This window comes from Paraburkholderia sacchari (assembly GCF_000785435.2).
Lineage (GTDB): Bacteria > Pseudomonadota > Gammaproteobacteria > Burkholderiales > Burkholderiaceae > Paraburkholderia > Paraburkholderia sacchari.
Genome location: NZ_JTDB02000003.1, coordinates 334636 through 357989 on the forward strand (window position 1 = coordinate 334636; position 23354 = coordinate 357989).

The 23354-nt window shown below is 64.6% G+C and carries 24 protein-coding genes; 15 read left to right on the forward strand and 9 right to left on the reverse strand.

Going from position 1 to position 23354, the window contains the following annotated elements; translation table 11 throughout:
* Positions 1-165: 165 nt before the first annotated feature.
* Positions 166-1161 (reverse strand): bifunctional riboflavin kinase/FAD synthetase, encoded by a 996-nt coding sequence (locus NH14_RS13760; RefSeq protein ID WP_035522168.1) that lies wholly within the window; start codon positions 1159-1161, stop codon positions 166-168.
* A gap of 176 nt (positions 1162-1337) precedes the next feature.
* Here NH14_RS13760 and purN point away from each other — a divergent pair, with 176 nt between their 5' ends.
* The 6 genes from purN to nadC all read left to right on the forward strand — a co-directional run bounded on the left by purN (position 1338) and on the right by nadC (position 8680).
* The gene (purN, locus tag NH14_RS13765; protein ID WP_052147818.1) at positions 1338-2051 is read left to right on the forward strand and encodes a phosphoribosylglycinamide formyltransferase; all 714 of its coding nucleotides are present in this window, start codon (positions 1338-1340) and stop codon (positions 2049-2051) included.
* The gene (locus NH14_RS13770; RefSeq protein WP_084225079.1) at positions 2048-3439 is read left to right on the forward strand and encodes an RsmB/NOP family class I SAM-dependent RNA methyltransferase; all 1392 of its coding nucleotides are present in this window, start codon (positions 2048-2050) and stop codon (positions 3437-3439) included. The genes purN and NH14_RS13770 overlap by 4 nt, the downstream gene beginning before the upstream one ends.
* A gap of 206 nt (positions 3440-3645) precedes the next feature.
* Complete coding sequence (locus NH14_RS13775) at positions 3646-4917, forward strand: mechanosensitive ion channel family protein (protein ID WP_244143463.1); 1272 nt, start codon at positions 3646-3648, stop codon at positions 4915-4917.
* Positions 4918-5213: 296 nt separating this feature from the next.
* Positions 5214-6410, forward strand: a complete 1197-nt coding sequence (locus NH14_RS13780) for a DesA family fatty acid desaturase (RefSeq protein ID WP_035522936.1) — start codon at positions 5214-5216, stop codon at positions 6408-6410.
* Positions 6411-6635: 225 nt separating this feature from the next.
* Positions 6636-7766: a quinolinate synthase NadA gene (gene nadA, locus NH14_RS13785; RefSeq protein ID WP_035522171.1), complete on the forward strand. Its 1131-nt coding sequence runs from the start codon at positions 6636-6638 to the stop codon at positions 7764-7766.
* Positions 7766-8680: a carboxylating nicotinate-nucleotide diphosphorylase gene (gene nadC / locus NH14_RS13790; RefSeq protein WP_052147820.1), complete on the forward strand. Its 915-nt coding sequence runs from the start codon at positions 7766-7768 to the stop codon at positions 8678-8680. Before nadA ends, nadC begins: the two co-directional genes overlap by 1 nt.
* Positions 8681-8774: 94 nt before the next feature.
* Here nadC and nadB read toward each other — a convergent pair whose 3' ends face one another.
* From nadB to radC, 4 genes are all read right to left on the reverse strand, one after another.
* Positions 8775-10376 carry an L-aspartate oxidase gene (gene nadB / locus NH14_RS13795; RefSeq protein ID WP_035522174.1) on the reverse strand — a complete coding sequence of 534 codons (1602 nt, stop codon included), beginning with the start codon at positions 10374-10376 and terminating at the stop codon, positions 8775-8777.
* A 218-nt stretch (positions 10377-10594) separates the two neighbouring features.
* Entirely contained in the window at positions 10595-10762 is a 168-nt protein-coding gene (rpmG, locus tag NH14_RS13800; RefSeq protein WP_027817504.1) for a 50S ribosomal protein L33, read from the reverse strand.
* A gap of 10 nt (positions 10763-10772) precedes the next feature.
* Positions 10773-11006 carry a 50S ribosomal protein L28 gene (gene rpmB, locus NH14_RS13805; protein WP_027794135.1) on the reverse strand — a complete coding sequence of 78 codons (234 nt, stop codon included), beginning with the start codon at positions 11004-11006 and terminating at the stop codon, positions 10773-10775.
* Between the two features lie 299 nt (positions 11007-11305).
* Complete coding sequence (gene radC / locus NH14_RS13810; RefSeq protein ID WP_084225081.1) at positions 11306-12103, reverse strand: RadC family protein; 798 nt, start codon at positions 12101-12103, stop codon at positions 11306-11308.
* A 160-nt stretch (positions 12104-12263) separates the two neighbouring features.
* On the opposite strand from radC, the gene NH14_RS13815 reads away from it, so the two are divergent.
* From NH14_RS13815 to NH14_RS13850, 8 genes are all read left to right on the forward strand, one after another.
* Positions 12264-12719 (forward strand): FKBP-type peptidyl-prolyl cis-trans isomerase, encoded by a 456-nt coding sequence (locus tag NH14_RS13815; protein WP_035522176.1) that lies wholly within the window; start codon positions 12264-12266, stop codon positions 12717-12719.
* A gap of 5 nt (positions 12720-12724) precedes the next feature.
* The gene (ispH, locus tag NH14_RS13820; RefSeq protein ID WP_035522179.1) at positions 12725-13684 is read left to right on the forward strand and encodes a 4-hydroxy-3-methylbut-2-enyl diphosphate reductase; all 960 of its coding nucleotides are present in this window, start codon (positions 12725-12727) and stop codon (positions 13682-13684) included.
* Between the two features lie 184 nt (positions 13685-13868).
* Positions 13869-14144, forward strand: coding sequence for a hypothetical protein (locus tag NH14_RS13825; RefSeq protein ID WP_152617070.1), 276 nt, complete (start codon positions 13869-13871; stop codon positions 14142-14144).
* Positions 14145-14233: 89 nt separating this feature from the next.
* A complete protein-coding gene (locus tag NH14_RS13830; RefSeq protein ID WP_035522181.1) occupies positions 14234-14437 on the forward strand; it encodes a hypothetical protein in 204 nt (67 codons plus the stop codon).
* Between the two features lie 211 nt (positions 14438-14648).
* On the forward strand, positions 14649-15599 hold the full coding sequence (locus tag NH14_RS13835) for a branched-chain amino acid ABC transporter permease (protein WP_035522183.1): 951 nt from the start codon (positions 14649-14651) through the stop codon (positions 15597-15599).
* Between the two features lie 16 nt (positions 15600-15615).
* Complete coding sequence (locus tag NH14_RS13840) at positions 15616-16785, forward strand: ABC transporter permease subunit (protein ID WP_035522186.1); 1170 nt, start codon at positions 15616-15618, stop codon at positions 16783-16785.
* A 22-nt stretch (positions 16786-16807) separates the two neighbouring features.
* Positions 16808-17584, forward strand: coding sequence for an ABC transporter ATP-binding protein (locus tag NH14_RS13845; protein ID WP_035522189.1), 777 nt, complete (start codon positions 16808-16810; stop codon positions 17582-17584).
* Positions 17584-18300: an ABC transporter ATP-binding protein gene (locus NH14_RS13850; protein WP_035522191.1), complete on the forward strand. Its 717-nt coding sequence runs from the start codon at positions 17584-17586 to the stop codon at positions 18298-18300. The genes NH14_RS13845 and NH14_RS13850 overlap by 1 nt, the downstream gene beginning before the upstream one ends.
* 110 nt (positions 18301-18410) lie before the next feature.
* Here NH14_RS13850 and NH14_RS13855 read toward each other — a convergent pair whose 3' ends face one another.
* Complete coding sequence (locus tag NH14_RS13855; protein ID WP_035522193.1) at positions 18411-19595, reverse strand: acetylornithine transaminase; 1185 nt, start codon at positions 19593-19595, stop codon at positions 18411-18413.
* Positions 19596-19947: 352 nt separating this feature from the next.
* Positions 19948-20979 carry a CDP-6-deoxy-delta-3,4-glucoseen reductase gene (locus tag NH14_RS13860; RefSeq protein ID WP_035522196.1) on the reverse strand — a complete coding sequence of 344 codons (1032 nt, stop codon included), beginning with the start codon at positions 20977-20979 and terminating at the stop codon, positions 19948-19950.
* Positions 20980-21100: 121 nt separating this feature from the next.
* Here NH14_RS13860 and NH14_RS13865 point away from each other — a divergent pair, with 121 nt between their 5' ends.
* Positions 21101-22183, forward strand: a complete 1083-nt coding sequence (locus NH14_RS13865; RefSeq protein ID WP_035522199.1) for an NAD-dependent epimerase/dehydratase family protein — start codon at positions 21101-21103, stop codon at positions 22181-22183.
* 33 nt (positions 22184-22216) lie between these two features.
* On the opposite strand, the gene NH14_RS13870 is transcribed toward NH14_RS13865, so the two are convergent.
* Both NH14_RS13870 and NH14_RS13875 read right to left on the reverse strand, forming a co-directional pair.
* Positions 22217-22405: a hypothetical protein gene (locus NH14_RS13870; RefSeq protein WP_035522202.1), complete on the reverse strand. Its 189-nt coding sequence runs from the start codon at positions 22403-22405 to the stop codon at positions 22217-22219.
* Positions 22406-22560: 155 nt separating this feature from the next.
* On the reverse strand, positions 22561-23268 hold the full coding sequence (locus tag NH14_RS13875; RefSeq protein WP_035522205.1) for a pseudouridine synthase: 708 nt from the start codon (positions 23266-23268) through the stop codon (positions 22561-22563).
* Positions 23269-23354 lie beyond the last annotated feature (86 nt).

Consider the following 23354-nt stretch of genomic DNA (forward strand, 5'->3'; position numbering starts at 1 on the left):
TGGAATTCGGGGGATGCACGGCGGCAGCATTGCGGCGATGCCGCGCAACCGTCGCCTCGGGCGCCGCCTGCCGCTGAAGCGGCGGCGCCGTGGGGCGGAGCGGCCCGAGCGCCCTTGTCTCGCCTTGCCGGACGCAAAGGACGAGACGCGCGCGCGGGCCGCGGCTTACCTAATTCGGTCAGTGGCCGAGGTCGCGAAGCCGGTGGAACGGCTGCCGGTTACGTCAGTGCCCGCGGCGGCGAACCAGGCGCGGGTGTTCGCCACGTCGCGCGCAATCGCGGCAGTGAGCGATTCGAGGTCGGCGAACTTCTCCTCGTCGCGCAGCTTCTTGAGAAACTCGACGCGCACGAGCTTGCCGTAGGCGTTGCCGTGCCAGTCGAGCAGATGCACTTCCAGCAGCACGCGGCCCGAGTCGTCGACCGTCGGGCGCACGCCGAGGCTCGCGACGCCGGGCAGCGGATCGTCGGCGATGCCATGCACCTGCACGACGAAGATGCCCTTGAGCGCCGGGCGCTTATGGCCGATCGGCAGGTTCAGCGTGGGAAAGCCGAGATCGCGGCCGAGCTTCAGGCCATGCGTAACGTGCCCGCTGATCGCGTAGCCGCAGCCGAGCGAAGCGCGCGCGGCGTCCAGGTCGCCTGCCGCGAGCTGGGCGCGCACGGCCGAGCTGGAGATCCGCACGCCCGAGGGGTCGGCCACGGTGGCCATCTGCTCGACTTCGAAGCCGTGCTGCGTGCCCGCGGCTTGCAGCGAGGCGAAATCGCCCGCGCGCTTTGCGCCGTAGCGGAAGTCGTCGCCGATCATCATCCAGCGCGCGTGCAGGCCGCCGACGATGATGCGCTCGACGAACGTCTCGGGCGACTGGCTCGCGAATGTATGGTTGAAATGCTCGACCACGACGCGGTCCACGCCGTTCTCGCGCAGCGCCTCGAGCTTGTCGCGCAGCATGGCGATGCGCGGCGGGGCGCTGGCCGGATTGAAGAATTCGCGCGGATGCGGCTCGAAGGTCATCACGCAGACGGGCAGGCCGCGTGCGTTGGCGGCTTCGCGCACGCGCGCGAGCAACGCTTGATGTCCGCGGTGGACACCGTCGAAGTTGCCGATGGTAAGCGCGCAGGGCGCGCGACTTTCGGCGTTGGGAAGACCGCGGAAGACTCTCACGATAGCGGAACCTGGAGGAACCTGAGGGAACCTGGAAAAGTGCGCGCGGGCCATGCGCGCCGATCAATACCGGTGATGCGGCCATGGCCGCGACTAAACAGGAGATTATAAACGCACGGGGCGACAATCGCCGCCGCGCGAGCGTCGGATGCCCGCCCCGATGATAAAATCCGCGGATGAAAAATCTCGTCATCCTGATTTCCGGGCGGGGCAGCAACATGGAGGCTATCGTGCGCGCGTGCGCAAACGAAGCCTGGCCGGCGCGCATCGCCGCCGTGATTGCCAACCGCCCCGACGCCGCGGGCCTTGCGTTCGCTGCGTCGCACGGCATTGCCACGGGGGTCGTCGACCACCGCCAGTATCCCGACCGCGCCTCGTTCGACACGGCGCTTGCCCAGGCCATCGACAACCACGCGCCGGACCTCGTCGTGCTCGCGGGCTTCATGCGCGTGCTGACCGAGGGCTTCGTGCAGCGTTATTCGGGTCGCATGCTTAATATTCATCCCTCGCTGCTGCCGAGCTTTCCGGGCTTGAAGACGCATGAGAAGGCGATCGAGGCGGGCTGCCGCGTGCATGGCGCCACGGTCCATTTCGTCACGCCTACGCTCGATCATGGCCCGATCGTGATGCAATCGGCCGTGCCCGTGCGCACGGGCGACGACGCCGCGGCGCTCGCCGCGCGCGTGCTCGCGACCGAGCACGTGATTTATCCGCGTGCGGTGCGCTGGTTCGTCGAAGGGCGCCTCGCGCTCGATGGCGAGCGCGTGACGCTCACGCCGCCCGAAGCACAGTGGCTCTTCGTTGATGAAGCCAGCGTGGAAGAAAACGCAAAAACAGGCGCACAAGCGGTAAAAGCAGGCGCATCAACACACGCCGGGGAGGGCGCATGAGATTGCATGGTTTCTTGATCGGACAGACCGAGACGTTGCTGGCCGACGTGCTCAAGTTCACGGGTCCCGCCGACGCGGTGACGAGCCGCTTCTTCCGCGAGCACCCGAAGCTCGGCCATGCCGAGCGCGGCGTGATCGCCGAGGCGGTGTTCGCGGTGCTGCGCCGGCGCATGGAGTTCGCGCATCTGGCCGAGAGCGGCACGGGCAGTCCGACGCGGCGTCTCACGCTGCTCGGTCTGATGGCGACGGCCGGGCGCTCGGCGATCCGCCCGTTCGTGTCCGACGCAGAGGCAAGCTGGCTCGAGCACGTCGCGAAGATCGATCCGGCAAGCCTGCCGCAGCGCGTGCAGCTCAATTTGCCCGAGTGGATCATGAAGGCGCTGGAAACGCGCTTCGACGCGGCCGAGCTCGCGCAACTGGCGGCCGCATTGAATTACCCGGCGCCGCTCGATCTGCGCGCGAACCCCATCAAGGCGAACCGTGACGAGCTGCTGAAAGCGCTGGCCGCGGCCAGCATCGAAGCCGGCGAGACGCCGTTTGCGCCATTCGGCGTGCGCGTGACGGGCAAGCCCGCGCTCGCGAAGCTCGACGCGTTCAAGGAAGGCTGGTTCGAGGTACAGGACGAGGGCAGCCAGCTGCTGTGCTCGCTCGTGGCGCCGCGCCGTGGCGAGATGGTGGTGGACTTTTGCGCGGGTGCGGGCGGCAAGACGCTGGCGCTGGGCGCGATGATGCGCTCCACGGGCCGCCTCTATGCGTTCGACATTTCCGAGCGGCGCCTCGCGAAGCTCAAGCCGCGCCTTGCGCGCAGCGGTCTGTCGAACGTGAATCCGGTGCTGATCGATAGCGAGCACGACGCCAAGATCAAGCGTCTCATCGGCAAGATCGACCGCGTGCTCGTGGATGCGCCGTGCTCGGGCCTCGGCACGCTGCGTCGCAACCCCGACCTCAAGTGGCGCCAGTCGCCGGAGTCGATCGCCGAGCTCGCGCCCAAGCAGCTTTCGATTCTCACGAGCGCGGCGCGCCTGCTCAAGCGCGGCGGCCGCCTCGTCTACGCAACCTGCAGCATTCTCGAAGCCGAGAACGAAGCGGTCGTGAAGCAGTTCCTCGAAGCCCATCCCGACTTCGTGCTGGTAAGCGCGCGCGACGTGCTCGCGGACCAGCGCGTGGGCCTCGACACCGGCGAATTTCTCTCGATGTGGCCGCACCGCCACGCGACGGACGGCTTCTTTGCAGCCGTGCTGGAGCGTCGCGGCGAAGCGCCGTCGAAGACGAAGCAGGCTGGCGCCGCCACGACGCCGGACGAGGCTGCCGCCGTGACCGAAGCCGCCGACGCTATCGCGAAGGCGCAGCAGTCGGAGGCCGACGAGCCCGACGCGGCGCTGAAGTAAGCAAACGGTAGTGGTGGTTCGCGCGGGGCCGTCCGGTGGAGCTGGACGGCCCCGCGTCATTTCGGGCGCTTTTTGCGGCTTTTCTTGAGCGGCATGCGTAGCGACGCGCAGCGTCGAGCGGTTACGATCAGCGCCTCTTTTGCACGTTGCCGCACCGCATGAACAGTAGCTTTTCGTCACTGATCAATCGCGCAGTCTCGCTCTTCGTGCTGCCGCAAACGCGCTGGCAGCTGCTGATCCTTGCTGGCTTGCTCGTGGTTGCCTGGACGCTTGCCTGGCTGACGCGGCGGTTATTCCAGCGGCGTGCGCAAGGGCCGCGACCCGGGCGGCGCTTTGGAATGGAAAGCCTTTACCGGGCCTTTTTCTGGCTGTGCGCAGCCGCGTTGATCGTGCCGGTCCGGCAAATCGCACGGCACTTCATGTCGACTGCGCTGCTCGATATCGCACTGGTTCCCGTAGTCGGCATCGGCCTGATCTATCTGGCTTTCTTTCTCTTGCGGCGGGTGTTCGGACGCGACCGGCGCACGCGCAGGCTGCTCGTCGTGAGCGAAGGCATCACAACCATCGTCGTGTGGATCGGCGTGCTGCTGCGCGTGCTGGGCCTCGACGACGACGTCCTGCGCTGGTCGTCCAACGTGCGGATCGCGATCGGCCAGACGCATTTCACGTTGCTGGCGGTCGCGCAGGCCATGCTTTCGGTGAGCGTGCTGCTCGTTCTGGCGCTGTGGATCGGGATCGCCTTCGAGGATCGCATCATGCGCTCGCCGAAGCTCGACGCGAATCTGAAGGTGTTTTCGGTTCGCATCGGGCGCGGCGTATTCGTACTGACGGCGATCGTGATGAGCCTGTCGATGGTCGGCATCGACCTGACGGTGCTGGGCGTATTCAGCGGGGCGCTCGGCGTGGGCCTTGGCTTCGGATTGCAGAAAATCGCCAGCAACTATGTATCGGGCTTCATTGTGCTGGCGGACCGGTCGTTGCGTATTGGCGACACCATCAGCGTGGGTGGAATTCAGGGCCGGGTCACGCAGATTCGCCGCCGTTACACGGTCGTGCGCAGCCTCGACGGCATCGAGACGCTGATCCCCAACGAAAAGCTGATTACCGACGTGGTGCAGAATCACTCGTCCTATTTGACGCGGGGCTATGCGAAATTGTCCGTCCGGGTGGCGTACACATCGAACCTGGAACTGGCGCTGCAATTGCTCGCGCGTGCCGGGCGGAACGTCCATCGGGTCTGCGCCGACCCCTTGCCGGCAGCCTACCTGGTCGAGTTCGGAAGCGACGGGGCGCTGCTGGAACTGGCGTTCTGGATCGAGGATGCGGCGACCGGCACGACCGGCGTGCGTTCGGACGTGAATCGCAACGTGTGGCGGCTATTCGGTGAAAATGGGATCACCGTCCCGCCGGCGCAGCGCGACGTGCGGCTTGTCGGTCAGCCGATGCCAGCGCCGGGGAGCGTCGCCCTGGCCACTTGAGGTCACTGAGGTCACTTAAGGTCACGTTAAGGCGTAGCTGCGATCCTGTCGATGCGGCCGCGAACGGTGAAATGGGGTTCGAAGGCTCGGGAAAGTCTCGGGCAGGTGTGGCAAACAGCCTCAAATGTGTGTCCAGAGATTGACGTCGCGGCCATTTGGGAAAAAAATCTCTATTTGTTACAAACACTTGGGATGGTTCTAGTAGAATGCCGTCCAACCCCTCCTGGTCGCTTTCATTTTCTTGACATCGGCGCAGGCCTGAAAGGCCGGTGCGCTTCGTTTCGCGGGTAAAAACCTTGTTGAATTCCCTGCTTGATTTCCTTGCCCACGGGATACTGCATTTCTCGTGGTGGCAGATCCTGCTGTTCGTGGCTGTGGTCACCCACATCACGATCATTGGCGTGACGGTGTATCTGCACCGCTGCCAGGCGCACCGCGCGCTCGACCTGCATCCCATCGCCAGCCACTTCTTCCGTTTCTGGCTGTGGATGACCACGGGCATGCTCACGGGGCAGTGGGCCGCCATCCATCGCAAGCACCACGCCAAGTGCGAGACCGAAGAAGATCCGCACAGCCCGCAAACGCGCGGCCTCTGGAAGGTGTTGCTCGAAGGCGCCGAGCTCTATCGCGCCGAAGCAAAGAACGAAGAAACGCTGCGCCGCTTCAGCCACGGCACGCCCAATGACTGGATGGAGCGCAACGTCTACACGCGCTTCCCGATCCTCGGCGTGAGCATCATGATGGTGATCGACGTCGCGCTGTTCGGCGTGGTCGGCCTTACGGTGTGGGCCGTGCAGATGGCCTGGATCCCGTTCTGGGCCGCCGGCGTCGTGAACGGCCTTGGCCACTTCTGGGGCTATCGCAACTTCAATTCGTCGGATGCGAGCACGAACCTGCTGCCGATCGGCATCATCATCGGCGGCGAAGAACTGCATAACAACCACCACACCTTTGCGACCTCCGCGAAGCTCTCGAACAAGTGGTATGAGTTCGACATCGGCTGGATGTATATCCGCATGATGCAGGCCGTGGGTCTCGCCAAGGTCAAGAAGGTCGCGCCTACGCCGCGCCTCACCAAGGGCAAGCTCGTGGCCGACCACGAGACGCTCCAGGCGGTGCTTTCGAACCGCTATGAAGTGATGGCGCGTTACGCAAAGGCCGTGAAGCTGGCATATCGCCAGGAACTCGCGCACCTGAAGGAAGTGGGCGAGCGCGAGAAGTACAAGCTCATGCGCGGCGCGCGCAACTGGTTCGACAAGGAGGAATCCAGCCTGAACGAGCCGCAGAAGCGTCAATTGCCGCAAATTTTCGCGAATAGCCAGAAGCTGCGCACGTACATCGAACTGCGCAACGAACTCTCGGCAATCTGGGAGCGCTCGAGCGCCTCGCGCGAGCAACTGCTCACGCAGCTTCAGGATTGGTGCCACCGCGCCGAACAAAGCGGTATCAAGGCGCTCCAGGAGTTCGCGTCGCGTCTGCGCCGCTACGCCTGATTCTTCGTTGGTTTTTTCGGCCAGTGCGCCCTGCGTGAGTCTCGAAAAAATCCATTAGAATTCAGGTACGTCACAAAACCCCGCGCTGGCGGGGTTTTTCTTTTGGGGCTGCGGAAAAAGCCGGTGTCTTGCACCGGTCTGGAGCTGCGGCGATTGGCAGGGCCGTAACAAGTGCATGGGGCCGGAGTGAGCGCTTTGCTCCCACTCTGGCCGACAGAGGAGATCATGAGTCAGGCAATCAGGAAGGTCGAGTACGACCGGCCGCAGGGTGCCGTCTGCGGCGTCGGACAGGCGTGGGCGAAGGTGCCCGACGCACCCGGCGCAGCGGAGCGCGTTGCATTGAAGGAGCGCATTCGCGCATTGCTCAAGCGCGAAAAAGCGGTGCTCGTCGCGCACTATTATGTCGATCCTGAATTGCAGGAACTGGCGGACGAAACCGGCGGCTGCGTGGCCGATTCGCTCGAAATGGCGCGTTTCGGCCGCGATCACGAGGCGCAGACGCTCGTGGTGGCGGGCGTGCGCTTCATGGGCGAGACCGCCAAGATTTTGAGTCCCAACAAGCGCATCCTGATGCCGGACCTCGACGCGACGTGCTCGCTCGACCTCGGCTGCCCGGTCGACGAATTTTCCGCATTCTGCGACGCGCATCCCGATCGCACCGTGGTGGTCTACGCAAACACCAGCGCGGCGGTGAAGGCTCGCGCGGACTGGATGGTGACTTCCTCGATCGGCCTCGAGATCGTCGCTCATCTGCACGCGAAGGGCGAGAAGATCCTCTGGGCCCCGGATCGCCATCTGGGCAACTACATCCAGAACAAGACCGGCGCCGACATGCTGCTGTGGCAGGGCTCGTGCCTCGTCCATGACGAGTTCAAGGGCATCGAGCTCGATTTGCTGCGCGCCGAATATCCCGATGCCAAGGTCCTCGTGCACCCCGAATCGCCTGAGGCCGTCGTTGCGCTGGCGGACGTGGTCGGCTCGACCACGCAATTGATCGACGCCGCGGTGAAGCTCGACGCGCAGCGTTTCATCGTCGCGACCGATCTCGGCATCCTGCACAAGATGCGGCTCGCGGCGCCGGGCAAGACTTTCATCGAGGCGCCCACGGCCGGCAACAGCGCGACCTGCAAGAGTTGCGCGCATTGCCCGTGGATGGCCATGAACGGTCTCGCGAATCTCGCCGACGTGCTCGAGCGCGGTCACAATGAGATTTTCGTCGATGCGTCGTTAGGCGAGCGCGCGCGCTTGCCGATCGACCGCATGCTCGCGTTCGCGGCCGAGCATAAGCGCCGCGTGCAGGCGAGCGGCGACCTCGCGCGCGATACCGCGCTGTTCTCGCAGGTAGGGGCCGCGTAATGACCAATTTGAAGGAAGGCGCGCGCGAATTGCGCGCAGCGGACGCCGTCGCGCCCGTGCTCGACGAAGTCCGTGCGCAGTACGGCGCGGTGTTCGACGCCGCGATCGCGCGCAATGTGGCGGATGCGCTCGAAGAAGACGTCGGACCGGGCGACCAGACGGGCCGTCTCGTGCCCGCGGACGAAGTGCGCGATGCGCGCATCATCGTGCGCGAGGACGCGGTGCTGTGCGGCGTGCTGTGGTTCGACGGCGTGGTGAAGCGCGTCGATCCGCGCATCGAGGTGCGCTGGCACTATCGCGAGGGCGAGCGCATGACGGCGGACAGCATCGTCTGCTCGTTGCGCGGCCCGGCGCGCTCGCTGCTCACGGCGGAGCGCAACGCGATGAACTTCCTGCAACTGCTCTCGGGCGTGGCGAGCGTGACGCGCCGCTACGTCGACATGATCGCGCACACGCAAACGCGCATTCTCGATACGCGCAAGACGCTGCCTGGCCTGCGCCTCGCGCAGAAGTACGCGGTGCGCGTGGGCGGTGGCGCGAACCAGCGCCTCGCGCTTTACGACGGCATCCTGATCAAGGAAAACCATATCGCGGCGGCCGGTGGTGTCGGCGCCGCGATGGACGCGGCGATCGCCCTCAATGCCGGCGTGCCGATCCAGATCGAAGTCGAGACGCTCGAACAGCTCGATGCGGCGCTCGCGCATGGCGCGAAGTCGGTGCTGCTCGACAACTTCTCGTTCGAAATGATGCGCGAGGCGGTCAAGCGCACGGCGGGGCGCGCGGTGCTCGAAGTCTCGGGCGGCGTGAACTTCGATACCGTGCGCACGATCGCGGAAACGGGCGTGGATCGCGTCTCGATTGGCGCACTGACCAAAGACGTGCGGGCCACGGACTATTCGATGCGGATTGTCTGAGCGCGCTGCGTTTCACAGGAGCCGAACGAAAAAGGCCGCCTCGCGAGAGGCGGCCTTTTTGCTGGACCGAAGGCTCGGCCGAGCCTTCGCTGCTTTACGACACCGTGCGATTGCGCACGCGCTCAGGCGAGAGCACGGTCGGCAGCGCCTTGGGCAGCGTGCCCGGCCAGTCGCGGCTGTAGTGCAGGCCGCGGCTCTCGCGGCGAGAGCGCGCGCTTTCGACGATCAGCGACGCCACGTCGACCAGGTTGCGCAGCTCCAGCAGATCGCGCGTCACGCGGAAGTTCGCGTAGTACTCGAGAATCTCGTCGCGCAGCAGCGCGATGCGGTGCTGCGCGCGCTCGAGGCGCTTGTCGGTGCGCACGATACCCACATAGTTCCACATGAGGCGGCGCAGCTCGTCCCAGTTGTGGGCGACTACGACTTCCTCGTCGGAATCGGAGACCCGGCTTTCGTCCCAGTCGGGCAGCGGGGCGTGCGCGCCCGCGCTGAAGCCTTCGGCCTCGATCGCCTCGGCAGCCGAGCGGCCGATCACCAGGCATTCGAGCAGCGAGTTGCTGGCGAGCCGGTTGGCGCCGTGCAGACCCGTGTACGACGTCTCTCCTACCGCGTAGAGTCCCGCGAGATCGGTGCGGCCGGCCAGGTCGGTCACGACGCCGCCGCAGGTGTAGTGCGCCGCGGGCACGACGGGGATGGGCTCTTTCGCAATGTCGATGCCGAACTCGCGGCAGCGCGCGAGGATTGTCGGAAAATGCTCTTCGAGGAAGGCCAGCGGCTGATGGCTGATATCCAGGTGCACACAGTCGATGCCGTGCTTCTTGATCTCGAAGTCGATCGCGCGCGCGACGATGTCGCGCGGCGCGAGTTCCGCGCGCGCGTCGTGCGCGGGCATGAAGCGCGTACCGTCGGGCAGGCGCAGCACGCCGCCTTCGCCGCGCACGGCCTCGGAAATCAGGAAGGACTTGGCGTGCGGGTGGAACAGGCAAGTGGGGTGGAACTGGATGAACTCCATGTTCGCGACCCTGCAACCCGCGCGCCAGGCCATGGCGATGCCGTCTCCGGTGGCCGTATCGGGGTTGGTGGTGTAGAGGTAGACCTTGCCCGCGCCGCCCGTGGCCAGCACCGTGTGCGGCGCCTGGATCGTCACCGTGCGGTCGTTCTTCAGATCGAGCGCGTAGAGTCCGTGGCAGCGGCGGCCCGGCAGGCCGAGGCGGTCGGACGTGATGACGTCGATCGCCTGGTGATCTTCGAGGATCGTGATGTTCGGGTGCTGGCGGGCGCGCTCGAGCAGCGTTTGCACGACGGCATGGCCGGTGGCGTCGGCGGCATGGATGATGCGCCGGTGGCTATGGCCGCCTTCGCGCGTGAGATGGAAGCCGAGTTCGGCGGCGGCGTCCTTCGTGAACGGCACTTCCTGGCCGATCAGCCACTCGATGGCCTCGCGGCCATGCTCGACGATATAGCGCGTGGCGGCTTCCTCGCACAGGCCGCCTCCGGCGACGAGCGTGTCGTCCACGTGGTTTTCCACACTGTCGGCCGAATCGAGCACCGCGGCGATGCCGCCCTGCGCGCGGTCGCTTGCGCCCTCGGTCATGGCGCGCTTGGCGATCAGCACCACGCGGCGCGAATCCGCGAGGTTCAGCGCAACGCTAAGTCCCGCCAGTCCGCTGCCGACGATCGCTACATCGAAATTCATGGTCCTGCCTCTCCGTCTCTCTTGTCCTGCTCTGTCTGGTGCCGCCTGAAGCTGCGCGGGAGCCGACTTTTGAAGATGGCGCGCCCGCGGGCGGCCGGTAAAGCGGGAAGCATACTCCGAGAGGGGAGCGGACGAAAAGCCGCACTTGTGGCGCAAAAAGAAAAACCCCGCAGATGAGCGGGGTTTTTCTGTCTTCGTCAGGCTCGAAACCCGATCAATTACTTGATCTTGGTTTCCTTGTACTCGACGTGCTTGCGAACAACCGGGTCGAACTTCTTGATCGACATTTTTTCCGGCATGTTGCGCTTGTTCTTCGTGGTCGTGTAGAAGTGACCCGTACCTGCGGTCGATTCGAGCTTGATCTTGTCGCGGATGCCCTTGGCCATGATTTACTCCTTACAGTTCGCCGCGTGCGCGCAGGTCTGCGAGCACGGAGTCGATGCCGTTCTTGTCGATCAGGCGCAGGCCTGCGTTAGAGATGCGCAGACGCACCCAACGGTTTTCGCTTTCAACCCAGAAACGGCGGTTTTGCAGGTTCGGGAGGAAACGGCGCTTGGTTTTGTTGTTTGCGTGGGAAACGTTGTTGCCGCTCATCGGCGCTTTCCCAGTGACTTGGCATACACGTGCCATGAGTGCACTCCTACGGAAATTCTGAGTTCGAGAGCCGCTTAAGTTTCCCAGGCGAGAAATGGCCGGAATAAGAGCGCGCTCACGTATGGATGAGAGACAACCTCGAACCCAGGCCGTATTTCCCCTGGAATGCCGCGACGGGCTTCGGAACAGGGTTGGAAATAGGCAAACCAGAATTCTAGCAGGAAAACGCCTGGAAAATCAAACATGATTTGCGAATGGGGCGGTGCCGCCGCGCAACACCCGGCAGCGGAAAGCTGCCTGGGATGTCGCCGGGGCGTCGCGGGGTAGTCGCGGGGTCAATCGAGGCCGTGCTGGGCAAACGAAAACGTCTCCTGCGTGCCGATAATCAGATGGTCCACGAGCTGCACTTCCACGAGCGCGAGGGTTTCGCGCAGCACCCGCGTGAGGCGCCGGTCGCTCGCGCTCGGCTGCACCGCGCCCGACGGGTGATTATGCGCGACGATCAGGCTCGCCGCATTGAGCATCAAGGCGCGCCGCACGATTTCGCGCGGGTACACCGCCATGCGCGTGAGCGAGCCGCGCGTGCTTTCTTCGGTGCGGATCAGCCGGTGCCGCACGTCGAGAAACAGGCACACGAACACTTCGTAGCCGCGTCCGCCGATCAGCAGGCGCAAATAGTCTTCGACCGCACCAGGTGAATCGATCAACGGCTTGTCTTCCAGTTGCTCGGCGAGCGCGCGGCGGGCGAGTTCGAGCACCGCCACGAGCTTGGAGGCCTTGGCCGGCCCGATGCCGCGCAAACCTTCGAATTCCTCGCGCTGCGCGTCGAGCATGGCGCGCAGCGATCCGAAATGAGCGAGCAGCGATCCGGCCACGTCGAACACGTTGTGGCCTTGCAGCCCCGAGCCCAGCACGAGCACGACCAGTTCGAGGTCCGAAAGCGCGGCCGGGCCTGATTCGCGCAGGCGCTCGCGCGGCATTGCGCGGCGCTGCGCTGCAGTGTGCTCGCTGCCCGTGATCAAAGCGGCCGGCGGCGTTCGCACCGCGTCGCGCACAAGCGCGGGCGGCGCGCCGCCCGCGCCGGAAGCGGTGCTATCGCGCCAAAGCGGCTTGTTGCAGGCGATTTCGAACATAGGATCTCCTCGCGCCGGGTGGGGTTTGCGGCCGCCGTCCGGCAACCATGTGGCTTACAATACGAGTTTTCCGACCGCAGGAAGGCGGCCGGACCGGCCCTTCGAGGGCGCCTTCCGCGCGCACGCGTTGCGCTCGCGACCAGACGAAAATGAGTACCGCATGAGCATCATCGACATCTCCGAGGTGAAACCCGGTTCCCACGTCACGCTGAACTACCGGCTTTCGCTTGCCGATGGCACCGAGATCGTCAATACGTTTGCCGACCGCCCCGCCACGCTGCTGCTGGGCGTCGGGCAGCTTTCGCCGCCGCTGGAGAACATTCTGATCGGTCTGAAAGTGGGGCACCACTCCACCTTTCAGCTAGAACCCGGCGTCGCTTTCGGCCAGCGCAACCCCGATCTGATCCAGCGAATCTCGCTCAAGACGCTGCGCGACAACGCGATGATCGGCGAGTCGTTCAACCCCGGCGACCTCATCGAGTTCAATGCCCCCGACGGCGGCCGCTACGCTGGCGTGCTCAAGGAGGTGAACGACAGCTCCGCGCTGTTCGATTTCAACCATCCGCTCGCTGGCCAGGCGGTTGCGTTCGAAGTGCAAATCATCGGAATCCTGTAAAGCCCATGACCACGGACACGTCCCAACTCGCCGACGCAGAAATCCTGCTCGCCCAGCCGCGCGGGTTTTGCGCCGGTGTCGACCGCGCCATCGAGATCGTCGAGCGGGCCATTCAACTGCACGGCGCGCCCATCTATGTGCGCCACGAGATCGTTCATAACGCTTACGTGGTGGAAGACCTGCGCAAGAAGGGGGCGATCTTCATCGAGCAGCTCGACGAAGTGCCGCCGGGCAACACGGTCATCTTCAGCGCTCACGGCGTGTCCAAGGCCGTGCGCGCCGACGCCGAGGCGCGCGGCCTGCGCGTCTACGACGCCACTTGCCCGCTCGTGACCAAGGTGCACGTCGAAGTGGCGAAGATGCGCGACGAAGGCCTCGACATCGTGATGATCGGCCACAAGGGGCATCCGGAAGTCGAAGGCACCATGGGGCAGGCGCACGAGGGCATGTATCTGGTCGAGGATATCGCCGACGTGGACGCGCTCACGCTGCGCGATCCGCAGCGCGTGGCGTTCGTCACGCAGACCACGCTCTCCGTGGACGATGCTGCCGATATCATCGCCGCGCTCAAGCGGCGCTTTCCCGATATTCGCGAGCCCAAGAAGCAGGACATCTGCTACGCAACCCAGAACCGCCAGGATGCGGTCAAGTTCATGGCGCCGCAGTGCGATGTGGTGATCGTGGTGGGTAGCCCGAACAGCTCCAATTCGAACCGTCTGCGCGAAGTAGCGGAAAAGCGCGGCATCCCCGCCTATATGGTGGATGCGCCGGACCAGATCGATCCGCGCTGGCTCGAGGGCAAGCGTCGCATCGGCTTGACCGCGGGCGCGTCGGCGCCCGAGGCGCTCGCGCAGCAGATCATCGAGCGGTTGCGCGAACTGGGCGTGCGCAATGTGCGCGCGCTCGAGGGTATTGAAGAAAGCATTGCATTTCCGCTGCCGCGCGGTCTTGGGCAGTCGACCTGATATCCGAGCCTCGCCCCCGGCTTCAGAAAAAGCGCACCGACGGTGCGCTTTTTTTTTGTGGTCGCTTAAAGTATTAAATAGGGATCTATCAAAAAAAATGTGAGGTAAACCTCGTTGTTTCGGCTTGGTCGTATTAGTGTTTTCGCTAGAGGACAGGCCGAAATCCATGGTATGACCCCGATTTATGGGCGATTGGGACGGTCTGAACCCTCTATGCACCAATCCGATGCCAATTATCAATATCCACTTAAATCCAGTCGGCCATTCAGGCAATGCCCACCTGGTAAGGCCTCGCGCGAGGTCACAACAACACTTGATGCATACGGGGCAGGTTTTTGGTGCAACTGATGCACTGGAATATGGCGCAACCATAGGTGCAACCATAAACGCCTTCTTCTTTCAAAAAGAGGTTGCAATGCAGGAAAACCCTGTCGGTTCAACAATATTGCCCGTCGCATAATTGGCGTTACAATGCGCGCGTTCTGGGGGACGAATGTCCTTGTGATGCCCTCCAGACAAGCATTTCGGAAGGCGCAGGAGACCTGATTAATGCAAGTCGAGTTTGCTTTTGCCGCGCCTTCGGCGGCTGCGGTTGCAACGCACCAGACGTGGTTCGTCCGCAGTGTCGAAGCGGGCACGAGCGCAATTTCGATCATTGCGGCGAAGCAGGGAGTCATGACGTACGACGCACGCAAGGCTGACCGCAAGGTCCGCGGCGCGAGCGTTGCTGCGAATGTGACAGGCAGTTGTTGAACCCGACGGCACCGAAACATCCGACGGTGCCGTTTTTGCATCCGCTTCCGGCGAGCCTGCCGCTGCAACACAGCAGCAAAGCGAACCGGGCGTGGCCAACCTTTACCGGTCTTTTACTTCAGTACCCGAGAGTGTCGTTGCGGTTCCGTAAAACATCGCCCACCGGCCGATGACGAGCGCGAATCCGGTCGCACAGGCAAAGGAGCATTAAATGGATATTTTCATCCAGCAGATCCTGAACGGGCTGGTGCTTGGCAGCATCTACGCCATCATCGCGCTGGGCTATACGATGGTGTACGGGATTCTGGGCATCATCAACTTCGCGCACGGCGACGTGCTCATGGTCGGCGCCATGGTCGCGCTTTCCGCGATCAACGTGCTGCAGAACCACTTCCCGGGCCTCGGGCACATTCCCACGCTGATCATCGCGCTCGCAGTTGCCGCGGTGGTCTGCTCGTTCGTCGGGTACACCATCGAAAAAGTCGCGTACCGGCCGCTGCGCCGCGCGCCACGTCTCGCCCCGCTGATCACCGCGATCGGCGTGTCGATTCTGCTGCAGACGCTCGCAATGATCATCTGGGGCCGCAATCCGCTCGCGTTCCCCCAGCTCATCTCGACCGATCCCATCAATGTCATCAAGCCGACTGAAACCGGTGTCGGCGCCGTGATCTCGCCCACCGAGATCGTGATCATCGTGGTGGCGTTCCTCGTGATGGCGGGCCTCCTGCTGCTCGTGCACAAGACCAAGCTCGGCCGCGCAATGCGCGCCATCGCCGAGAACCCCGGCGTCGCGAGCCTGATGGGCGTGAATCCGAACTTCGTGATTTCGGCCACCTTCATGATCGGCTCGGCGCTTGCCGCGCTGGCCGGCGTGATGATCGCGTCCGAATACGGCAACGCCCACTTCTACATGGGCTTCATCCCGGGCATGAAGGCGTTCACGGCGGCGGTGCTGGGCGGCATCGGCAACCTGGGCGGCGCGATGGTGGGCGGCGTGCTGCTCGGCCTCATCGAGCAGCTTGGCGCCGGCTACATCGGCAGCCTCACGGGCGGCGTGTTCGGCAGTAACTATCAGGACGTGTTCGCGTTCGTCGTGCTGATCGTCGTGCTCGTGTTCCGTCCGTCGGGGCTGTTGGGCGAACGGGTCGCGGACCGCGCATAAAGAGGGGGAACACAACATGACATCCATTCAACCGATCGAGCCGTCGACGACGCTCATCCCTGAAAAGAACACCGCGAAAACGCTCACGGTGGGCATCGTGACCGCCATCGTCGTGGCCTCGCTGCCCTTCGTGGTCGGCGCCACGGGCGGTAACTACTGGGTCCGCGTGCTCGACTTCGCGATGCTCTATGTGATGCTCGCGCTGGGCCTGAACGTGGTGGTCGGCTTCGCCGGCCTGCTGGACTTGGGCTATATCGCGTTCTATGCGGTGGGCGCCTACACCGCCGCGTTGCTGACTTCACCGCACCTCGCCACGCAATTCGCCTGGATCGCCAACATGTTCCCGGGCGGGATGCACACGCCGTACTGGATCGTGGTGCCGGCGGCGATGGGGCTCGCCGCGCTCGCGGGCGTCCTGCTCGGCGCGCCGACACTGCGTCTGCGCGGCGATTACCTCGCGATCGTGACCCTCGGCTTCGGGGAAATCGTCCGCATCTTCATGAACAACCTCGACCGTCCGGTGAACATCACCAACGGGCCGCAGGGCATTACCGGGGTCGCGCCGCTGCACGTTGCGGGCATGGATCTCTCGCAGCCGCACACGCTGTTCGGTTTCACGTTTACGGCGGTGTACTGCTACTACTACGTGTTCGTGCTCTGCGCATTGATCGTGATCTGGGTGTGTACGCGTTTGCAGCACTCGCGTATCGGCCGCGCATGGGCCGCGATCCGCGAAGACGAAATCGCCGCGAAGGCCATGGGCATCAACACCCGTAACGTGAAGCTGCTCGCGTTCGCGATGGGCGCGTCGTTCGGCGGCCTCTCGGGCGCGATGTTCGGCGCGTTCCAGGGCTTCGTCTCGCCGGAATCGTTCACGTTCTGGGAGTCGGTCGTGGTGCTCGCATGCGTGGTGCTGGGCGGCATGGGCCATATTCCTGGCGTGATTCTCGGCGCGGTGCTGCTCGCCATCTTCCCCGAGTTCCTGCGCTCGACCATGGGCCCGCTGCAGCACATGCTGTTCGGCCATGAAATCGTCGATACCGAAGTCATTCGCCAGCTGCTCTACGGCCTCGCGATGGTCATCATCATGCTCTACCGCTCGGAAGGCTTGTGGCCTGCCGCGAAGCACGAAGACAAGATCGCGAAGATCGCGAAGCGCACGAGCAAGAAGCCGGTGCGCGCATAAACGACCGGACGGAGAACAGACTATGAGCGACAAACCAATCCGCCTGTCGGTGAAGGGCGTGAACAAACGCTTCGGCGGCCTGCAGGCACTCTCCGATGTGGGCCTGCAGATCGAGGCAGGCACCATCTACGGCCTGATCGGCCCGAACGGCGCTGGCAAGACCACGTTCTTCAACGTGATCACGGGCCTCTATACGCCGGACTCGGGCGAGTTCCGGCTCGACGGCGACACCTATACGCCGACCGCCGTGTATCAGGTGGCGAAGGCGGGCATCGCGCGCACCTTCCAGAACATTCGCCTGTTCGGCGGCATGACCGCGCTGGAAAACGTGATGGTGGGCCGCCACGTGCGCACGAAGCATGGCCTGCTGGGCGCGGTGTTCCAGACGCCGGCCGAGCGCAAGGAAGAGCGCGAGATCAAGGAGCGTGCGCTGGAACTGCTCGAATACGTGGGCATTGCGCAGTACGCCGACTACACCTCGCGCAATCTCTCGTACGGTCACCAGCGGCGTCTGGAAATCGCGCGCGCGCTCGCGACCGATCCGAAGCTGCTTGCGCTCGACGAGCCGGCGGCCGGCATGAACGCGACCGAGAAGGTCGAACTCACGCGCCTGCTCGACAAGATCCGCGCCGATGGCAAGACCATCCTGCTGATCGAGCACGACGTGAAACTGGTGATGGGCCTGTGCAACCGCATGACAGTGCTCGACTATGGGAAGGTGATTGCCGAGGGTCTGCCGCAGGACGTGCAGAAGAACCCGAAGGTGATCGAGGCATATCTGGGCGCGGGAGTTCACTGATGGCTACACCGGTTCTGAAAATCAAGGGCCTGCAGGTCAATTACGGCGGCATTCAGGCTGTGAAGGGCGTGGACATGGAGGTCCAGCAGGGCGAACTCGTCACGCTGATCGGCGCGAACGGCGCCGGCAAGACCACCACCATGAAGGCGATCACGGGCCTCAAGCCCTATTCGGCGGGCGACATCGAGTACATGGGCCAGTCGATCAAGGGCGTGCCGGCGCACGAGCTGCTCAAGCGCGGCCTCGCGATGGTGCCCGAAGGGCGCGGCATCTTCGCGCGCATGTCGATCGTCGAGAACATGCAGATGGGCGCGTACCTGCGCAACGACAAGGACGGCATCCAGAAGGACGTCGACCGCATGTTCGGCTTCTTCCCGCGCCTGAAGGAGCGCGCGTCGCAGCTCGCAGGCACGCTCTCGGGCGGGGAGCAGCAGATGCTGGCGATGGCGCGCGCGATCATCAGCAAGCCGAAGCTTTTGTTGCTCGACGAGCCATCGATGGGTCTCTCGCCGATCATGGTCGAGAAGATCTTCGAAGTGGTGCGCACGATCTCGGGCGAGGGCATCACGGTGCTGCTGGTGGAGCAGAACGCGCGTCTCGCGCTGCAGGCGGCGAATCGCGGCTACGTGATGGACTCGGGCCTCGTGACGATGGAAGGCGAGGCGAAGCAGATGCTCGACGATCCGAAGGTGCGCGCGGCTTACCTCGGCGAATGAGTGAAGCATGGCGGTCGACGTGACCGCCAAACGCACAAAAGCCGCATGGACGCGAAGTCCATGCGGCTTTTTTCATGATGCGGCGAATCGAGCGCCGCGGCGTTACGCGCTTACAGCGAATCGAGCACCGTGCGCAGCATCGCCATCATCTGGTCGATCTCTTCGTTCGTCACGTTGAGTGCAGGCATGAAGCGCAGCAGGTTCGGGCGCGCCGCGTTGAGCAGCAGGCCGTCGGGCTGCATGAGGCGAGCCTTCTCGACGATTTCCGGACCGATGTCCTTGCCGAGCAGCAGCGAGCGCAGCAGACCTTCGCCGCGCTCGCCCTGGAAGCCGCGCTCCGCCGACAGTTCGAGCAGTTTCTCGCGCAGATACTGGCCGCGCGCACGCACGCCTTCGAGAAAGCCCGGCGCAACCAGTTGCGAGATCACCGAATAGCCCACGGCCGTCATCAGCGGATTGCCGTTGTACGTGCCGCCCTGGTCGCCGGCTTCGAACACGGTGACTTCCTTCTTCGCAAGCAGCGCCGCGAGCGGCACGCCGCCGCCGATGCCCTTGCCGAGCGTCATGATGTCCGGCTCGATGCCCGAAAGCTCGTAGGCGAACAGGGTGCCCGCGCGGCCGCAGCCGCTCTGCACTTCGTCGACGATCAGCAGAATGCCGTGCTTCTTCGTGAGCGCGCGCAGTTCCTGCATGAATTCGCGTGTGGCCGGAATCACGCCGCCTTCGCCCTGGATCGGCTCGAGCATCACGGCGACGGTCTTGCCCGTGATGAGCTTTTCGACCGAGGCGATGTCGTTGAGATCGGCCTTCGGGAAGCCAGGTACCTGCGGTGCGTAGATCGTGTCCCAGCCCGGCTTGCCGCTTGCCGACATCGTCGCGAGCGTGCGGCCGTGGAAGCTATGGTCGAAGGTGATGATCTCGTAGGCGCCGTCGCGATGCTTCCTGCCCCACTTGCGCGCGAGCTTGATCGCGCCTTCGTTGGCTTCCGCGCCGCTGTTGGCGAAGAACACCTTGTCGAAGCAGCTGTGCTCGGTGAGGAGGCCCGCGAGCTTCGCCATCGGCTCGTTGTAGAACGCCGGCGAAGGGTTGATGAGCAGGCGAGCCTGCTTCTCCATGGCCTCGATCATGCCCTCGTTGCAGTGCCCGAGGCTGTTCACGGCCCAGCCCTGGATGAAGTCCAGATATCGCTTGCCTTCGTTGTCGTACAGCCACGACCCCTTGCCATGCGTGAAAACGATTTCGGGCCGGTTGGTGATGTACATCAGCGACTCGATCGGGTACTCGGAAAAATTCATGGCAACGGGCTCCGCGCTGGGACTGCATTGAGGGTTGGAAAGAAGCCGTCAAAACCGGCAGGCAAACAAAAAGCCACGGACTGGCCGTGGCTTTCGTGATTCGAACTACCTGTGCGTTGGGGTTCAACCCGGGGGTAACCCATGTACAACGCGCGTCCTCGAACTAAGCCAGGCCCTGGGAGAGGGGCGAGCGGCGACGTCGAAGGGCGGACAGGATGCAGTTCATGGGCGCAAGAATACGACAAGGGCGGCGGCGCTGTAAACCGTCAATGTGGCGAATGGCCTTGAATAGTTTCCGCCGGCCGAAGAAATTCTTGTGACGGCCGGCCAGCCCATTCGCCAGGGGCGCTGCTCAGACGGGGTTCGCCAGGTCCGCGGCGCTCGTGAACGAGTCCGCATAGAACTCGTCTTCGGGCAGACCGTGGTGTTGCGAGAAGTCGCGCTGCGCGGACTCCACCATCACCGGCGCGCCGCATGCGTAGACCTGGTAGCCGGAGAGATCGGGCAGGTCCTCGATCACGGCGCGGTGCACGAAGCCCGTGCGGCCGGTCCAGTTGTCGTCGGCGGCGGGCTCGGAGAGCACCGGCACGAAGCGGAAGTTCGGGATGTCCTTCGCCCACTGCTCGGCGAGGTCCATCAGGTACAGGTCCTTCTTCTGGCGCGCGCCCCAATAGAGCGTCATCGGGCGGTCCAGGTTCTGGTGAACCGCATGCTCGACGATCGCCTTGAGCGGCGCGAAGCCGGTGCCCGAAGCGAGCAGCACGATGGGCTTGTCCGAATCCTCGCGCAGGAAGAAAGTGCCGAGCGGCGCCTCGAAGCGCAGGATATCGCGCTCCTTCATCTGCGTGAAGACGTGGTCGGTGAACTTGCCGCCCGGCATGTGGCGGATGTGCAGCTCGAGCGGGCCTTCCTCGTGCGGCGCGGTGGCCATCGAGTAGCTGCGGCGCGTGCCGTCCTTGAGGATGAACTCCAGGTACTGGCCCGCGAGGTACTGCAGGCGCTCGTTGGCGGGCAGTTGCAGCTTCAGGACGATGACGTCGTCGGCCTTGCGCTCGATTCCGGCAATGCGCGTGGGCAGCTTGCGCACCTGCATGTCGCCCACGCCCGCCACCTCGCGGACGTCGATTTCGAGGTCGGTCTGCGCCGTCGCGCAGCAGAAGAGGGCCATGCCGCGCGTCTTCTCGTCGTTCGAGAGCGCCGAAGCAGCATGGGCGCGCTGCTCGACTTCGCCGCTGCAGACGGTGCCCTTGCACGAGCCGCACGCACCGTTCTTGCAGCCGTACGGCAGGCCGATGCCCTGGCGCAGGGCCGCATTGAGGATGGGTTCGTCGGGTTCGACCTGGAACTGCCGGCCACTTTGCTTGAGCGTTACGTTGAAGACCATATTCGAAAAAGCGTGAGTCTGAAATCCGAGGGATCGAGCCGGGTTGTGTCTCGTCTGGCCGATGGTTTGTCCGATACAGGGCCCTGCCTGGGCCGTCGCGGGCGGCTAAAATGGGTCCACCATGCTTGCTACACGAACCTTGCGCCGCGCGCGCATCCTTATTGTCGGCTGCGGCGACGTCGGCCTGCGTTGTGTCGCCCAGTTGCAGGCGCGGCGCGGCCGACCGCGCATCTTTGCACTCACGCGCCGCCCGGAGCAGGCCGGGACGCTGCGCGCCGCGGGCGCGGTGCCGGTCGCAGGCGACCTCGACGTGCGTGCGTGTCTCGCACGCCTCGCCGGGCTCGCGAGCATCGTGCTGCACCTCGCGCCGCCCTCGAGAGACTGCGACGACGACTTGCGCACACGCAGGCTGATTGCGGCGCTCAAGGCGCGTCGGCGTTCCGTGGCGCGATCGGCCCAAAGCGGGGCGTCGGGCCGCGTGGCCGCAAGCGCGCGCGCCTGTGCGCCAAGACCCGCGTTTCAGCCGGCATCGACGCATACCGCGCGTGCGAAAGCACCCTCCATTGTACCCGAGCGTACCCGCCTCGCCGCTCGCGTCCACCCGGCTGATCCGGCGCGTCCGACGCTTGTCTACGCGAGCACCACGGGTGTCTATGGGGACTGCGGCGGTGCGCGCATCGACGAAACCCGCCCCGTGCGGCCCGCCAACGCGCGCGCGATACGGCGCGTGGCGGCAGAGCGGCAACTGCGGCGCGCGACGGCGCGCGGCGCGCTCAAGGCGAGCATCGCGCGGATTCCCGGCATCTACGCTGCGAACCGCTTGCCGCTCGCGCGGCTGGAAAAGGGCACGCCGGCGCTGGCCGAGCCGAACGACGTGTACACGAGCCACATCCACGCCGACGACCTCGCCGCCATTTTGCTGCGGCTGACCACGCACGGGCGCCCGGCGCGCGTCATTCACGCCAGCGACGACAGCGAGTTGAAGATGGGAGCCTGGTTCGATCGCGTGGCGGATGCGTTCGGTCTCGCGCGCCCACCGCGCATCGAGCGCGCGCAGGCCGAGCGGGAACTCGATCCGACGTTGCTTTCGTTCATGCGGGAATCGCGCCGGCTCGCAAATGCGCGGCTCAAGCGCGAACTACGCGTGCGCCTGCGCTATCCCGACGTGGATGCCTTTTTGCGCACGCTGCCGCCGCACCCGTGAGCCCGGGCCGGCGGCACGGCGCAAGCGTGCCGTTCACGTGATTGCCGGCAGCGCTTCGAGCAAGAGGAAGCAGAACAGGGCTCCGATGAGCGCCCCGATCAGATTGGGGTGGTATTGATGCCGGAAATGCATCGACGCCAGCAAGCCGCCGATCAGAATCGCCCCCAGCGCCATGAAAGCCATCAACACGAATGAGATTTCGAATGTCCCGTTGATGATCATGATGCCCCTCCTTGCAACTTGTAATCGTTGTCAAGTCGAGTATAGGGCGGAACATCGGGAACGGCATGCTGCGACGCGGCATAAACAGGGTCAATTGGGCGCGTCCTGGGTGGGCGAGCGCACACAGAGCTGGCCATGTGTGCGCTCGCAGTGGACTACCCCGTGTTACGCAGCGCGTCGAGCGCGGCGTCGTCGAGCCATTTCCATGCGCCCGGGGCGAGATCCGCGGGCAACGTCAAGCCGCCGATGCGCTCGCGATGCAGCGCCTCCACGCGGTTGCCCGCGGCGGCAACCATGCGCTTGACCTGGTGGTATTTGCCTTCGAGCACGCTCAGTTCGAGCTCGTGCTCGCCGCGCGCGTGCGCGGCCACGGCGGCGCTGGGCTCGCGCTCGCCGTGCAGCAGAACGCCTTCGCGCAGCGAGTGCAACTGTGCTTCGTCGAGCGCATGGCGCGTGGTGGCCAGGTAGACCTTGGGGACCTTGCGCTTGGGCGAAGTGAAGGCGTGCACGAACTGGCCGTCGTCGGAGAGCAGCAGCAGGCCGGTCGTGTCCTGATCGAGACGGCCCACGCATTGCACGTTGCGCGCGGCGAACTGCGGCGGCAGCAGATGAAACACGCTCAGATGGTGCTGCGGATCGCGCGAGCACTCATAGCCCGCGGGTTTGTTCAGCGCGAGGTAGGCGCGGGCGTGAAACGGCCATGGCGTCCCGTCGACGCTGAACACAAGGCCTTCCGTATCGAAGGTTGCGTGCGGATCCGTGCAGGGCGCACCCGCGACGGCCACCCGCGCTTCGAGGATCAAGCCGCGGCACTGGCGGCGCGTGCCGAAGCCTTGGGAGAAGAGAATGCTTTCGAGATTCATGGCGGAACGCCGACGGCTATACATCGCAACATTTTAGCGAACGCTGGCGTGCCGCCTGTGTGTACGCCCGGCGTCAACGCGTCGTT

What these genes read in the sequence shown, in the direction of transcription:
- purN (WP_052147818.1), top strand. Translation starts at nt 1,338, where the DNA reads ATGAAAAATCTCGTCATCCTGATTTCCGGGCGGGGCAGCAACATGGAG.
- NH14_RS13870 (WP_035522202.1), bottom strand. Translation starts at nt 22,405, where the DNA reads ATGATCATCAACGGGACATTCGAAATCTCATTCGTGTTGATGGCTTTC.
- nadC (WP_052147820.1), top strand. Translation starts at nt 7,766, where the DNA reads ATGACCAATTTGAAGGAAGGCGCGCGCGAATTGCGCGCAGCGGACGCC.
- NH14_RS13875 (WP_035522205.1), bottom strand. Translation starts at nt 23,268, where the DNA reads ATGAATCTCGAAAGCATTCTCTTCTCCCAAGGCTTCGGCACGCGCCGC.
- NH14_RS13770 (WP_084225079.1), top strand. Translation starts at nt 2,048, where the DNA reads ATGAGATTGCATGGTTTCTTGATCGGACAGACCGAGACGTTGCTGGCC.
- NH14_RS13855 (WP_035522193.1), bottom strand. Translation starts at nt 19,595, where the DNA reads ATGAATTTTTCCGAGTACCCGATCGAGTCGCTGATGTACATCACCAAC.
- NH14_RS13825 (WP_152617070.1), top strand. Translation starts at nt 13,869, where the DNA reads ATGGGCGATTGGGACGGTCTGAACCCTCTATGCACCAATCCGATGCCA.
- NH14_RS13835 (WP_035522183.1), top strand. Translation starts at nt 14,649, where the DNA reads ATGGATATTTTCATCCAGCAGATCCTGAACGGGCTGGTGCTTGGCAGC.
- ispH (WP_035522179.1), top strand. Translation starts at nt 12,725, where the DNA reads ATGACCACGGACACGTCCCAACTCGCCGACGCAGAAATCCTGCTCGCC.
- nadA (WP_035522171.1), top strand. Translation starts at nt 6,636, where the DNA reads ATGAGTCAGGCAATCAGGAAGGTCGAGTACGACCGGCCGCAGGGTGCC.
- NH14_RS13860 (WP_035522196.1), bottom strand. Translation starts at nt 20,979, where the DNA reads ATGGTCTTCAACGTAACGCTCAAGCAAAGTGGCCGGCAGTTCCAGGTC.
- NH14_RS13840 (WP_035522186.1), top strand. Translation starts at nt 15,616, where the DNA reads ATGACATCCATTCAACCGATCGAGCCGTCGACGACGCTCATCCCTGAA.
- NH14_RS13865 (WP_035522199.1), top strand. Translation starts at nt 21,101, where the DNA reads ATGCTTGCTACACGAACCTTGCGCCGCGCGCGCATCCTTATTGTCGGC.
- NH14_RS13845 (WP_035522189.1), top strand. Translation starts at nt 16,808, where the DNA reads ATGAGCGACAAACCAATCCGCCTGTCGGTGAAGGGCGTGAACAAACGC.
- rpmG (WP_027817504.1), bottom strand. Translation starts at nt 10,762, where the DNA reads ATGGCCAAGGGCATCCGCGACAAGATCAAGCTCGAATCGACCGCAGGT.
- nadB (WP_035522174.1), bottom strand. Translation starts at nt 10,376, where the DNA reads ATGAATTTCGATGTAGCGATCGTCGGCAGCGGACTGGCGGGACTTAGC.
- NH14_RS13850 (WP_035522191.1), top strand. Translation starts at nt 17,584, where the DNA reads ATGGCTACACCGGTTCTGAAAATCAAGGGCCTGCAGGTCAATTACGGC.
- rpmB (WP_027794135.1), bottom strand. Translation starts at nt 11,006, where the DNA reads ATGGCACGTGTATGCCAAGTCACTGGGAAAGCGCCGATGAGCGGCAAC.
- NH14_RS13815 (WP_035522176.1), top strand. Translation starts at nt 12,264, where the DNA reads ATGAGCATCATCGACATCTCCGAGGTGAAACCCGGTTCCCACGTCACG.
- NH14_RS13830 (WP_035522181.1), top strand. Translation starts at nt 14,234, where the DNA reads ATGCAAGTCGAGTTTGCTTTTGCCGCGCCTTCGGCGGCTGCGGTTGCA.
- radC (WP_084225081.1), bottom strand. Translation starts at nt 12,103, where the DNA reads ATGTTCGAAATCGCCTGCAACAAGCCGCTTTGGCGCGATAGCACCGCT.